The sequence below is a fragment of the Kitasatospora sp. NBC_00315 genome (assembly GCF_041435095.1).
Taxonomy (GTDB): Bacteria; Actinomycetota; Actinomycetes; order Streptomycetales; family Streptomycetaceae; genus Kitasatospora.
Genome location: NZ_CP108025.1, coordinates 4,341,991 through 4,355,060 on the forward strand (window position 1 = coordinate 4,341,991; position 13,070 = coordinate 4,355,060).

Sequence of the window (13,070 nt, forward strand, 5' to 3'; positions counted from 1 at the left end):
TCGAGGAGGGAACCGACCCGCTCAGCCCGAAGTCTTGCTGAAGCCAGCAACTCCCCCCTTGCGTGCGCTTGAAGGCATAGCCTGACCGGATGGACCTCAAGATTGCCTACGTTGACGCGATCAGAGCCGAAGGTGGAGACCTCCAACCAGCCGGCGTGATGCACGCATGGACCGACCGATCAGCACCCAAAACGCTCTGCGGCGTGAAGACTCTGGTCGCCACCGCCAAGCAGTTCAACATCACGCACCCGAGCGTCTGCCAGGTGTGCGCGACCCGGGCCAGTGGTGGCACTACCCCCAGGGCGCCGTGGGAGTAGCGAACTTACTCCGACTGCCGTGCCCCATGCGTGCCCCAACGGACGGAATCGAGCGGTAAACCACGGGCATTACCGGGCGGCAGTCGGACCCCGGGTGGGCAGCGCGCGAGAGCATATTGCCTGCTCAGAGCTACTTTGGCGCAGTGGACTTGGCGAAGATTCCCAAGCTCAGAGCGCACTCGCACACTCGACCTCGGCCATTGAGACACCACCACCCGCGCGTGAGTCCGGCGATGCAGGTGTTTACCGGCCCAGCTACGGCGTCCCGTTTAGTCGGCGCTGAACAAGCGCCAGTAGCTCCTCTGGCGGGAGAGAGCGCAGGTAGTCCTCCCAGCGCAGTTGCACCTCATTGCTGCTGGCCTCGGGCGGCAAGGCGTTCATCACCCAGAGGTGAAGACTGGTGGTGAGCGTCAGCATCTCTGACGCAAGCTCCTGAAGCCCGGTTAGGGTCACTGGTGTCTTCTCCCAGTGGATACGCCGGTAACGGCTCGTGTGGGAGACGACTGAGCCATCGGAATCTGTGCCCCAGACGCCGTGGGCAAGGCGATTCCTTCCCTCCAGTGCTTTCTTGATCCGGGTCGAGACGCCCTGCAGCTCCAAGAGACTCTGTTCACTGACGCGATCGTGGACCTTCGCAACAGCCTGAATCGTGTCGAGCAGCCAGTTGGCCGGCTGGCCAGCAACCACAACCGCCGCGTACTTGGTGTCGAGAAGTGCTGCGGCCACAGTGCGGAGCTCGCTCTCCAGAGAGGAAGCGGCCTGAACCACGCGACCGAGTGCTCCACTCAGCATGCGAGACAGCTCGATCTCATCAGCGGTGTCGTCCATGTCTCCGAGGGTTCCGCACAGGCTGACGCCTATCAAGCGGATTTGGCCACTGGTGGCGTAACTCCCGGCCTGCAAGGTGCCAACCAACGCAGACGGGCCCGGGTGGTGAGGCCCGGGGCCGTCTTTGGGTCGTATGAGGCCAACCAGCGCTAACCAACGTTGACAGCTACCGACCAGGTAGAGGCTGGTCAGCGCACCGGAGGCGTCTCCGGCCGCTGACCAGCCCGCTACCCGATCAGAACTTGTTCTTCGGGGCGTCCTATGCCTTCGCCTGCGCCATGAGGACCCGTAGTTCCTCCGGTGTTGGCCACGGAGCGCGACGGTGAACCATCCGATGGCAGTTCGCGCAGATCAAGGCAAGGTCCGAGAGCTTGGTTCGACTCTCGCCTGCTTCGTGGAGCGGGACCACGTGGTGACACTCGATGTACCCCGCGCCTCGCTCACCGTATGCCCGTTGGAAGTCGAAGTCGCAAACTTCGCAGGCGAGGCGCTGGCCGCGGCTCAACACTGAGTCGATCTTCCGTCGGCGCAGGGCACGGTTCCGCTCACGGGCGAGGTGCTTGCGGAGCAGAAGTCGACCCTCCGGCGCATCGAAGTCGTCCAGGTCTTCATCAGCCAGCGGCGCCGTCTGCAGGTCACCCGCCAGGATGCCGGCTCGGATCAGTTGCGCCGCCGCAGCCATCTCTAGTGGGCTGTCCAGGAAGGCTTGCAGGACAGCGAGGTCCATGGCGCCGCCGTTGGTGGGCTTGCCCTGGTAGTCCGGATGACGAGTGGCGATGTCGAAGGTCTTGCGAGCGACCCCGTTGGCGTTGCGAAAGGTGTCGTTTCGAGACGAGAGCCCGTGAATCGGGAGGATCTGCAGCAGGCTGGACAGCTCCGCCACGCGAGGGTCGGTGGCGCTCAGCCCCTTCCAGTGATTGTCCGCCGTGACGGCGCAAGCGAGGACGATCTCATCCCAGGCCCAGTCCGGGTTACGGACGGACTTGACTGCGAAGCCGAGCCGTTCGAGCCAAGCGACGGCTTCCGCGGTGCCACCGTGGAACTCCGTGGGCAGCAACGCCGTGCCGTACTCGTACCGGTGTGCCACGCCGGCGATCGCCTTGGAGTCGTACTCCCGGTCCTCGTGAACCAGCAGGTAGTTGCGAGCCTGGCCGAACCCGTAGGTGGAGAGGAAGGCATCCTGGCCCAAGCGGTCGTACTCATCGACCGCCTTGAGCACTGACTCGCGAGTAATCGCTCCCTTAACCATGGCGCTTAGCATAGGACTTGGCACAGACATGTGGTTCGCCATGAGCGACCGGAACCAGTCCGCGCACTCGGGTAGTGAGTGTCTAACCGCGCTACAACGGCCACACACTCTGGCGTACAACCACGGACGCCCAGGTACCGTCCTTGCAGGTCGGCGAGGCTCCTACTCCGCGTCGGGCGAATGCCCAGGTTGCTTCGGGATGAAGAGGCCATGAGTTCATGTCTCGGCATCGTGGGCTGACTGTGGGCCATGGGTACGCAGCGGGACGCTGGCTCACTGCCTCTGCGCAGGTCAATGCTGGTGCATGACTTGCTTCAGTGATTGATCTTGAAAACTGTCGTGGGGTGACCCCTCACCGTGGGTTCGAATCCCACGCTCTCCGCTGGTGGGAGAAACACCTTCGAAGGGCGGGTGCCGGAAGCTTCCGGCACCCGCCCTTCGCGTTTCTGTCCCGGGGTGTCCCAAGGTGCCGTTGTCGGCGCGTCGGATAGCCAGTATCGGTCCGACCGGCCGAAGCCCGGCCGGACCCCTGACCGGCGCGTCGGCCGAGGTGCGGTCCTCCGCCGCCCGGCGGCCCGCGTCCGACCACGGTGGTCGGGGGCCGTCGGCGTTCCCGGGGCGGCGCGGCCTCAGCGCTTGGTGCCGTCCACGATCACCGGGGTGCCGGTGCTGCCGCAGGGGCTGGCGTAGACGGGGTTCTTCTCGGCGGCGGCCTTGAAGGCCTCGATGCACTGGCTCATCAGGATCTTGTCGGTCAGTGAGTTGGCGATCGCGGTGTTGGCCGCCGCGGTGCTGTCGGCGTCGATCTTCCGCTTCTCGGCCTCGGCCTTGGCGGTGAGCACGGCGGCCTCGGCCTGGGCGGTGCTCTGGTCCTGGGTGATCTTCGCGTCGATCGCCTTCTGCAGGCCGTCGCTCGGCCGGACGTTGCGCAGGTTGACGCCGTTGACGTGGATCCCGCGCGGGCCGAGCCGTTCGGTGACCAGCTTGTCGATCTCGGCGCTGATCGCCTCGCGCTGCGAGGTGTAGCCCTCGACGCCGGTGTGGCGGGCGAAGACGTTGCGGACGATCTCCCGGCTGTCCGGGAGGACCAGGCGCTGCTGCACGGCGTCCGAACTGCCGGCCAGCTTGTAGAGCGAGAGGGCGTGCTCGGGGTCGACCGACCACTTCACGGTGAGGTCGGCGTAGAGGACGCCGCCCTCGGAGGAACGGACCTCCACGGTGTCGTCGCCGGTGAGGTCGAGGTCGGCCGGGCGGGTGGTGAAGGTGGTCACGTCGGTCAGCGGGGTCTTCAGGTGCAGGCCGGGCTGCCAGACGCCGTCGATCCTGCCCAGCGTGGTCGGCACGCCCACCTCGTACGGTTCGACGACGTACGTGAAGGTGCTGAGCCCGAGGACGAGCCCGAGGGCGCCGGTCAGGAAACCGCCGAGGCCGGCGGCGCGGGAGATCGTCCGGCGTCGTCTGAGGACGATCAGGGTGATGCCGAGTATGAGCAGCAGGGTGGACAGGTAGAGCATCGTCACGTCTCTCGGTCTGCGGTGCCAGGACGGCCGCAGCCTAGGGACGCCGGGGAGCCCGGGCGGGTGGTTCGGCCGAAGTTCACCGGTGCCCCGCCCGCTGTTCACGCGGGGCGTTCACGCCCGCTGCTCACGCCCGCTGCTCACGCCCGCTGCTCACGCCCGCTGCTCACGCCCGCTGCTCACGCGGGGCGCTCAGGCCGGGGCGGCGCCCAGGGTGAGCAGGTGGTCGGCGGCCGAGGCGACGTCGGGCGCGCAGTGGTCGGGGGCCGGCTGCGGGCCCGGCCAGGGGCGGCCGGCGGAGATCCAGAGCGAGCGGATGCCGGCCGCGGCGGCGCCGGTGATGTCGGTGGCCGGGTTGTTGCCGACCATCCAGGTCTCGGGGGAGAGGCTCTGGCCGCAGCGTTCGGCCGCGATCCGGAAGATCTCGGGGTCGGGCTTGCGCGCCCCGGCCTCCTCGGAGATGCAGACGGCGTCGACGTGGTGGTGGATCCCGGCCGTGGTGATCTTGGCACGCTGCACGTCCGTGACGCCGTTGCTGAGGATGCCGACCGTCCAGCCGGCGGCCCTGAGCCGGTCCAGGCCGGTGAGCGTCTCGGGCCGGTGGACGGCGGCGGAGCCCAGGGCGGCGACGTAGCCGGCCCACAGCTCGTCGGCGTCCTCGGCCAGGCCGAGTTCCTCGCGCAGGTCGGCGAAGGTCTGCCGTCCGGCGGAGCGCTTCAGCGCGTCCGCGACCCGTCGGGTGGCGTTCTCGTCGAGTCCGCGGGCGGCGCAGAACTCCGCGGTCGAGGCCGCCACCGGGATCCGGCGCTCGATCAGGGTGTGGTCGAGGTCGATCAGGACGAGCTTGGGCATGCGGCCGACCCTACGGGCCCCGGGCCGCCACCCCGGGGGCCGACACGGCGTCACCACCCGTTCCGGCGCGGGCCGGTCGGGCGGCGGCCCGGGTGGCGTGCCGGGCGGTCGGCCGGCCGGCCGCCTCACGGGGCCCGGACCGCATGGCGATCGTCCGTACGAGAACGGAGCCGGCATTCGACTCCCTCTCATCAGGCGTTTCGTCGCTCACCCGTACGAGCGGTTTGAGTGCGTTCCGGTCTTCCGGATTCCACTTGTGCCCTTAGCTGGTTGATCGCGGGCGAACTGTCCCGCGAGCCCCTCCCGGGTCTCCGGGCAGGGCTCTTCAGCACATCCAGGAGGCACGTCATGGCCTGGTACCCCGGCGCTGAGCGCATGGAACTCCAACCCGAGTCGGACGCTCAGCCGGCCATCGTCCCGACCCAGTTCATCCTCCACAGCATCGCGGCCCCGTGGACGCCCCAGCGGATCTACGAGTACTGGCGCGACAGCACGAACCTCGAATCGCACTTCGGCCTGGGGTACGACGGCAGCCTCGCCCAGTTCGTCGGGACGCAGACGCGCGCCGACGCCAACATGTACGCCAACCGCAGGCCGGACGGCACCGGCGCGGTCAGCGTCGAGACCGCCAGCAGGCTCGACAGCTCGGATCCGTGGACGGCGCAGCAGGTCGAGCGGCTGATCGCGCTCGGTGTCTGGCTGCACCAGCAGCACGGCCTCCCGCTGCGGATCTGCCGCACCTGGGACGACCCCGGCTACGGCTACCACCGGCTCTTCCCGCAGTGGTCGGACGGCGGGACGGACTGCCCCGGCGATGCACGGGTGAAGCAGTTCGGCGACACCGTCTTCCCGGGCATCGTCGCCCGCGCGTCCGGCGGCTCCACGTCGGCGCCCCCGTCCGCCCCGGCGTCGGGGGCCGCCCGCCGCCAGGTCACGATCGGCGGCCTGCCGTACGGCTACGGCGCCCACGGCCCCCAGGTGCGGGAGGTCGGTGCGGCCCTGGTCGCCGCCGGGTACGGCTCGCACTACCGCAGCGGGCCGGACGAGGACTGGCGCGATCCGGACACCCTCAACTACGCCGACTACCAGCGCTCGCTCGGCTTCACCGGTGCGGACGCGGACGGCGTGCCGGGCGAGGAGTCGTTGCGCCGCCTGCTGGGGCGGGTGCCCGGGCCGCGTACCGTCTCGCTCGCGCACGTGGTCGCCGCCGCCCGTACGGACCCGGGCGCGGAGCAGGGACACCTGACCTACGGTGACGAGGTGTGGATCGTCGAACAGGCACTGGTCGACGAGGGGCTGCTCGACCCGGCCAGGGCGGACGGCTCGCTCGGCACCACGACCGTCGAGGCGTACGCCGGATTCCAGCGCCGGCTGGGCTACCAGGGGGCGGACGCCAACGGCATCCCCGGTCAGCGCAGCCTGCGCGAGCTGGGCGCCCGGCACGGCTTCACCGTCACGGACTGAGACCGGGTGCCGGCCCCCTGACACCGGGCCGGCACCCGCGGTGGTCCTCCCCCGCCGTCAGCCGCGGGCGCCGTCCGGCCGGCCGCGCCCTACGTGCAGGGCCAGCGCGTCGAGGGTGCGTCCCCAGGCGTCGTGGGCCGTCTTCTCCTCGTACGTCGCCGGGCGTTCGTCGTTGAAGAACCCGTGTCCGACGCCTTCGTACGTCACGAGGTCGCAGGCGACGCCGGCGCCCCGCAGCCGGGTTCCGATCCGGTGCCACTCGTCCAGGGACATCACGAAGTCGTCCGCGCCGAAGAAGGCCAGCAGGAAACCGGTGTTCGCGGCGATCCGCTCGCTGTTGGCGACCGGCGGCACCGGGTCGGCCAGTGGCAGGCCGCCGTCCAGCAGCCAGCCGCCGTAGTAGCTGACCACCAGGTCGAAGCGCAGCTCGCTCGCGCCCAGCACGGCGATGTGGCCGCCGAGACTGAAGCCGAGCAGGGCCGTCCCGCCGTCGGGGGCCGCGTCCGAGCCGTACGCCCGGGCCGCGGCCAGATCGGCCAGGACCTCCTCGCGCCGAAGGCCCTGCATCAGGCCGAACGCCTCGGGGCGCACCTCGTCGCCGTAGCCCAGCCCGGCGCGGCGGGTGCTGCGCCAGTAGAAGTCCGGGGCGATGGCGGTGTAGCCGGCCGCGGCCAGTCGGTGGCAGACGTCGCGCAGATGCGCGTTCACGCCGAACATCTCGCCGCCGACGATCACCGCCCCGGCACTCTCCCGCCCCTCGGGCCCGGCCACGTACGCCTCCGGGCCGTCCGGGCCTCCGAGCGGCACCCACTGCCCGCTGATCGTGTGGTCCGCCATTGGACACCTCTTCCGGTGAACGTTGTCGCGCTGTGTCGCGAGGAGTGTAGCGAGCAAAGATCAGGACGAAAGCACTGAGGCGATGTCAGATGTGTTTCCGGGCAAGGGATTCACCGCCTCCTCCCGTCCGGTTCGTCGCAAGGGTGCTTGCCGGGGCACCCGTGGCGGGGCAGAGTGCGCAGGGCGCTGGGACAGCCCGGGCGGCGACCGATCGGAGAGAGCTGTGAGTGACCTGATGGACCGGCTGTTGGCGGGTCTCCCGGCAGAAGCGCTGGCGGTGGACCCGGACGTCACGGCCGCCTACCGCTACGACATGGCCGGGTTCTGCGAGGCCGGAGCCCCTGCCGTGGTGGTGTTCCCGGAGACGGTCGAGCAGGTGCAGCACGTCATGCGGACCGCCACCGAGCTGCACGTACCGGTGGTGCCGCAGGGCGCCAGGACCGGGCTCTCCGGCGGTGCCAACGCGGTGGACGGCTGCATCGTGCTGTCGATGGTCAAGATGAACCGGATCCTGGAGCTGGACCAGGTGAACCGGATCGCGGTCGTCGAGCCGGGTGTGGTGAACGCCGAGCTCTCCCGGGCCGCCGCCGGCGCGGGGCTGGCCTACCCGCCGGATCCGTCGAGCTGGGAGTCCTGCACGATCGGCGGCAACATCGGAACCGGTGCGGGCGGCCTCTGCTGCGTGAAGTACGGGGTCACCAGCGAGTACGTGCTCGGCCTCGACGTCGTGCTGGCGGACGGCCGGCTGCTGTCGACCGGGCGCCGGACCGCCAAGGGTGTCGCGGGTTACGACCTGACCCGGTTGCTGGTCGGATCGGAGGGCACGCTGGGCGTGGTGGTCCGCGCGGTGGTGGCGCTGCGCCCGGCGCCCGCACCGCAGTTGGCGATGGTCGCGGAGTTCCCGAGCACGGACGCGGCCTGCGCGGCGGTGTGCGAGGTGATGGCGCGGGGCTTCACCCCCTCGCTGATGGAGTTGATGGACGCGGTCACCGTACGGGCCGTCAACGACCTGGCCCGGATGGGGCTGCCGGAGTCGACCAGGGCCCTGCTGCTGGTGGCCTTCGACGGCTCCGAGCCGGCCGCCGAACTGGCGGCGGTGGGCGAGCTGTGCCTGGCGGCGGGAGCGACCCAGGTGGTGCCGGCCGAGGACCGGGCGGAGTCGGAGCTGCTGCTGGAGGCGCGGCGGCTCGCGCTGCCGGCCCTGGAGCGCCTCGGCACCACGATGATCGACGACGTCGCCGTGCCACGGTCGCGGATGGCCGAGATGCTCCGGGGGGTGGCCGCGATCGCCGACCGGTGCGGGCTGACCATCGGCATGGTCTGCCACGCCGGCGACGGCAACACCCACCCGATCGTCATCTTCGACGCGCAGGACCCCACGCAGGTGGCCCGGGCCAAGGAGACCTTCGACGAGATCATGGGACTGGGGCTGGAGCTGGGTGGGACGATCACCGGCGAGCACGGGATCGGTCTGCTGAAGCGGGACTGGCTGGAGCGTGAGCTCGGCCCGGTGGCGATGGAGCTCCAGCGACAGCTGAAGGCGGTGTTCGACCCGCTGGGCATCCTCAACCCGGGCAAGGCGATCTAGGCCGTTCCCAGCGTTGCTCCGGTCCGGCGGCGCACCCGGTCGCCGTAGCCGGCCACCCGATGTCCGCTGATATCCAGATGCGATCGTCGGCCGATGGATTGTGATGATGATTTATTCATCGGTCAATGGCGTGACATATCGACTTGGAAGGCTGATTGCCCCTCCGGGGGCGCATGGGTAAACGGCTCGCGCCGGGGTGGCGCGGGCCGTTTCTTTTGCGCGCCCCTCGCGCTGCCGCCAGGCAGGCGGCGAAGGGGGCGACCGGATGCCGCCGTTCGGTGGAGATGCCAGCTCGGAGGCGGTGTGTCGGTCCGGTGCCGGACCCTCGGCAGGTTATTCGCCCGGGCTGCAATGTCACGCGAATGGGCGAAATAGCGAGAGGGAGGTGGTGCTTTGTCGATTTGTTGCGGAAGTCTGGGTCTCGGCGTCGCAGCCCGCAGGAGTTCGTCTGGCCGCGAACTTCGGCACTTATGACACGACATACAGATTGATGGAGGATTTCATGGCTCGTACTCGTACCACTCGCCTGGTGGGCCTTCTCGCCGCCGTCCCGTTCGCGGCGGCCCTGCTGATCGGCGGCGCCGGAGCGGCGGCCGCCGACAACGGCGCCCTGGCCGGCGGCGGATCCAACAGCAGCGCGGTGTCGAACGTCGGCAGCGGCAACATCTTCGGCTCCGTCGACGGCAACTACGGCGCGACGCAGCAGACGGCGACCGGCTCCGGCGCCTCGAACCAGAACAACACCCTCGGGGTGAAGGACAACGCCGGTCCCGTCCTCGCCGACCAGTCCAACGCCAACCTCCACGTGATCTTCGCCCCGGTCTTCCCCTGACGGCGCGTCGGGCGGCGTACCGGGCAGCACACCGACGGCGGGGGCGCCGTGGGTGTGCACGGCCCGAGCGGTGCGGCCGGACCGACGAGCACCAGGGCGGCTCCCCGTACCGAACGGGAGCCCGCGCAGTCGACGAGTTCTGGCCACGGGTGAACTGAGCACCCGCGGCGGACGCTCGAAGACCGTACGGCCCCGCGCGGCAGCGCCACGCGGGGCGCATCACCGGGCAGCGGAAAGGGTCACCGCGAACCGGCCCGTGGGCGGCGTCGATCACCGGCGTCGCCCACCGGCACGTCCGACTCCCGGCCGTACCCGCCCGCACCCTCGCCCGTGCCGGTAGCGTTGCGCTCCGCAGCCGCGTGCGCATCAGGACCGAAAAAAAGAGATACAGGGTGAGCGACCAGGTGAACGATCAGGCCTACCCCCCGATGGCCGACGGCGCCCCGCAGACGGTGGCCGAGTTGCTCTTCGGCCGCCCGCCGATGGTCCGTGAGCTCCCGTCCTTCGATCCGGACGGCACGCCCTCGACCCCGGGGCCGCTCTTCGCCGAATGGCTCGCCCTCGCCCTGCGGGACGGTGTCCTCGACCCGCAGGTGGTCACGCTCTCCACGGTCGGCACCGACGGTGTGCCGGACGCCAGGATGCTGGTCCTGCGGGACGTCGACGCCGCCGGAGCCGACTGGGTGTTCGCGATCGACGCGGACAGCCCCAAGGGCCGTCAGCTGGCCGCCCACCCGGTCGCCGCGATGACGGCCTACTGGCCGCTGCAGGGCCGGCAGGTCCGGGTCCGGGGCACGGTCCGCCCGGCCGCGCCGGAGGTCTCGGCGGCGGAGTTCGCCACCCGTTCGCCCGGCGCCCGGGTGGCCGCCCTGGTCGGGCACCAGAGCGAGCCGCTGTCATCGCTCGGGGAGTACGAGGACGCGGCGGTGTCGGCCCGCCGGCTTCTCGGCGACGCGTCGGCCTCGCTGGTCCCGACCCACACCGTCTACACGCTGAGGGCGTGCGAGGTGGAGTTCTGGCAGGGCGATGCGAGCCGCCGGCACGTCCGGCTCTGCTACACCCGTACCGGCCCCGGTGAGTGGGCCCGGACCCTGCTCTGGCCCTGACCGGCCCCGCGTCGACGCCCGCCCCGGCAGCCACGCCCGCTCCCGGGGCCCGGCCGCGGCTCCTGCCGGCCCGGCCCCGGGCCCGCAGGGGGCAGCCGGGGGGCAGCCGGGGAGAGCTCAGCGTCGCCCGCTGAGCGTGGCGCCCACGCTGGCCGCGACCACGCAGCCGATTCCCACCAGCTGCGGCCACCCCAGCATCTGGTGCAGCACCAGCAGCCCGACCAGCGCGCTCACCGCCGGCTCCAGGCTGACCAGGACGCTGAACACCCGCTGGGGCATCCGCCGCAGGGCGGTCATCTCCAGTGCGTAGGGGATCACCGGTAGCAGCAGCGAGATCCCGGCCACCGCGAGCAGCAGCAGGACGGGCGAGGCGCCGGGTGCGGTCAGGCCGTGCCGGGCCTCGCCGATCCCGAAGGGCGCCAGCGCCACGGCTGCGACGGTCATCGAGACGGCCAGGCCCTGGAAGCCCTGGAAGGCCGCGCCGACCTTGTCGGTGAAGAGGATGTACACGCCGTAGCAGGCCGCGGCGCCGAACGCGCAGGCCAGGCCGACCGGGTCGGCCGAGGAGCCGCCGGCACCCGTGCCGGAGCCGGTGAACAGGGTGAGCAGCACGACGCCGCCGCCGGCCAGCAGTGCCCAGAGCAGGTGCGCGGCGCGGCGGGCGAAGACCAGCGCGACGGCCAGCGGGCCGAGGAACTCGATGGTCGCGGCGGTGCCCATCGGCAGTCGGTCGACCGCGCCGGCGAACAGCAGGGTCATCCCGCCGGAGGCCACCCCGAGCAGCGCCGCGGCGCCGAGGTCGCGCGGGCTGCGGCCGCGCAGCCGGGGCCGGGTGAGGACGAGCAGCAGCACCGCGGCGAAGCCGATCCGCAGGAACACCGTGCCGCCCACGCCGAGCGGGCCGAACAGTGGCTTGGAGAGGGCGATACCGCTCTGCACCGTGAACATGGCCAGGACGCAGAGCAGCGGCGCCGGGATTCCCGCCGGGCGCCGCAGCGGCTTCGGGCTCCACCGGCCGGAGGGTGCGGCCGCCGGTGTGCCCGACGGGGCAGGTGCGTCCGACGGGGCCGAGGGGCCGGGCGCCGCCGTGGACGATCCGTACGCCGTACCGCCGTCGCTGCCGCGCTCACCGCCGCGCTCACCGCCGCGCTCACCGCCGCGCCCGCCTTCGCTGCCGCGCTCACCGCCGCGCTCACCGCCGCGCTCACCGCCGCGCCCGCCTTCGCTGCCGACCCGGAGGACGGACGGCATGGCCAGGGCCTCGGCGGAGGCGGTGACGCCGCCTGGTCCTGCCGGGGCGGTGGTCGCGCTGGAGTGGGGAGCGGGCATGTCAGCGAGTGTGCCGTAAGGAGTCAAGGGCGGGCAAGCTCGTTACCGCGAGAAGGATGTACCAGGACAGTACGGCTGAAAGGGTGAGTCGAGGAGGCCGGAGCGGCACTGTCGCCCCGGGCGCCCGACGGGTCGTCAGTACCAATGGTCTGTGCGCTATCTTCGTCCGGCGTCGCTGGCCGCCGCCTCCCTCGTCCTGCTCCTGGCCACCGACGGTGGGGCCGGTACCGAGGCGCAGGCGCTCAGCGCCGCCGCCTCCGCCGCAGGGGCGCCCGGGTCCCGGGCGGCCGCGCCGCGCGCCGCCACCCCACTCGCCCCACGGATCCGGCGCACCGTCCTGCGGGATTCCGCCTGGTCGCCGACGGGCCGGAGCGGGGAGGTCTTCACCGGCGCCGGATTCGACGTCTGCACCGCGCCCGCGCTCGACACCATGAAGACCTGGCGCGCCTCCTCGCCGTACGGGGTGATCGGTGTCTACACCAGCGGATCCCAGCGCGGCTGCGCTCAGCCCCGCCTGACCGCCGACTGGGTCCGGCAGGCCCGGGCGATGGGGTGGCGGTTCCTGCCCACCCATGTCGGCCTCCAGGCCCCCTGCCGCACGCTGAGCGGCAAGCCCCAGCACATCGACCCCGCGAACGCCGTCCAGCAGGGCCGGGACGAGGCGGCGGTCGCGGTGCGCGGCCTGAAGGCCGTGGGCCTCGGCAAGGGCAGCCCGGTGTACCTGGACATCGAGTCCTACCCCCGGCAGGACGCCGCCTGCGGTCAGGCCGTGGTCGACTTCACCCTCGGCTGGACCCAGGCCCTGCACGCGGCCGGTTACCGCTCCGGCTTCTACTCCAGCCTCGACTCCGGCGTCGCCGACCTGGCCGCCGCGGCCCGGGCCGGCAGCTCCCCGCTCCCGGACGCCCTCTGGTACGCCCAGTGGGACGACCACCCGACGACCGACACCGCCGCCCCGGGCGGCCCGGGTGCCGAACTCTGGGCCGGCCACCAGCGCGTCCACCAGTACCGGGGCAACGTCGAGGAGACCTACGGCGGGGCCTCCCTCACCATCGACCGTGACCAGCTGGACGCGCCGGTCGCCGCCTGACCGCGCCCGCGCCCGGCCGCTCGCCGCCCGGGCGCCGGCCACCGTGGCCCAGCCGTGACCG

Annotated in this window: 11 protein-coding genes; 5 read left to right on the forward strand and 6 right to left on the reverse strand. The window is 71.4% G+C overall.

Annotated elements, in window-relative coordinates; all coding sequences use genetic code 11:
• Positions 1 to 572: 572 nt before the first annotated feature.
• From OG823_RS17740 to OG823_RS17755, 4 genes are all read right to left on the reverse strand, one after another.
• Positions 573 to 1,145 carry a hypothetical protein gene (locus tag OG823_RS17740; RefSeq protein ID WP_371480560.1) on the reverse strand — a complete coding sequence of 191 codons (573 nt, stop codon included), beginning with the start codon at positions 1,143 to 1,145 and terminating at the stop codon, positions 573 to 575.
• A 259-nt stretch (positions 1,146 to 1,404) separates the two neighbouring features.
• Positions 1,405 to 2,394 (reverse strand): HNH endonuclease, encoded by a 990-nt coding sequence (locus OG823_RS17745; protein ID WP_371480561.1) that lies wholly within the window; start codon positions 2,392 to 2,394, stop codon positions 1,405 to 1,407.
• Positions 2,395 to 3,023: 629 nt separating this feature from the next.
• Positions 3,024 to 3,908: a prohibitin family protein gene (locus OG823_RS17750; protein WP_371484516.1), complete on the reverse strand. Its 885-nt coding sequence runs from the start codon at positions 3,906 to 3,908 to the stop codon at positions 3,024 to 3,026.
• Positions 3,909 to 4,103: 195 nt separating this feature from the next.
• On the reverse strand, positions 4,104 to 4,763 hold the full coding sequence (locus tag OG823_RS17755) for an HAD family hydrolase (RefSeq protein WP_371480562.1): 660 nt from the start codon (positions 4,761 to 4,763) through the stop codon (positions 4,104 to 4,106).
• Positions 4,764 to 5,111: 348 nt separating this feature from the next.
• Between OG823_RS17755 and OG823_RS17760 the strand changes: the two genes are divergently transcribed.
• Positions 5,112 to 6,227, forward strand: coding sequence for a peptidoglycan-binding protein (locus OG823_RS17760; protein ID WP_371480563.1), 1,116 nt, complete (start codon positions 5,112 to 5,114; stop codon positions 6,225 to 6,227).
• A 57-nt stretch (positions 6,228 to 6,284) separates the two neighbouring features.
• On the opposite strand, the gene OG823_RS17765 is transcribed toward OG823_RS17760, so the two are convergent.
• The gene (locus OG823_RS17765) at positions 6,285 to 7,064 is read right to left on the reverse strand and encodes a dienelactone hydrolase family protein (RefSeq protein ID WP_371480564.1); all 780 of its coding nucleotides are present in this window, start codon (positions 7,062 to 7,064) and stop codon (positions 6,285 to 6,287) included.
• Positions 7,065 to 7,287: 223 nt separating this feature from the next.
• Between OG823_RS17765 and OG823_RS17770 the strand changes: the two genes are divergently transcribed.
• The 3 genes from OG823_RS17770 to OG823_RS17780 all read left to right on the forward strand — a co-directional run bounded on the left by OG823_RS17770 (position 7,288) and on the right by OG823_RS17780 (position 10,590).
• On the forward strand, positions 7,288 to 8,652 hold the full coding sequence (locus tag OG823_RS17770) for an FAD-binding oxidoreductase (protein ID WP_371480565.1): 1,365 nt from the start codon (positions 7,288 to 7,290) through the stop codon (positions 8,650 to 8,652).
• A gap of 502 nt (positions 8,653 to 9,154) precedes the next feature.
• Positions 9,155 to 9,484, forward strand: a complete 330-nt coding sequence (locus OG823_RS17775) for a hypothetical protein (RefSeq protein ID WP_371480566.1) — start codon at positions 9,155 to 9,157, stop codon at positions 9,482 to 9,484.
• Between the two features lie 392 nt (positions 9,485 to 9,876).
• A complete protein-coding gene (locus OG823_RS17780; protein ID WP_371480567.1) occupies positions 9,877 to 10,590 on the forward strand; it encodes a pyridoxal 5'-phosphate synthase in 714 nt (237 codons plus the stop codon).
• Between the two features lie 117 nt (positions 10,591 to 10,707).
• On the opposite strand, the gene OG823_RS17785 is transcribed toward OG823_RS17780, so the two are convergent.
• Entirely contained in the window at positions 10,708 to 11,919 is a 1,212-nt protein-coding gene (locus OG823_RS17785) for a DMT family transporter (RefSeq protein ID WP_371480568.1), read from the reverse strand.
• Between the two features lie 151 nt (positions 11,920 to 12,070).
• On the opposite strand from OG823_RS17785, the gene OG823_RS17790 reads away from it, so the two are divergent.
• Entirely contained in the window at positions 12,071 to 13,009 is a 939-nt protein-coding gene (locus OG823_RS17790; RefSeq protein WP_371480569.1) for a DUF1906 domain-containing protein, read from the forward strand.
• Positions 13,010 to 13,070: the final 61 nt, after the last annotated feature.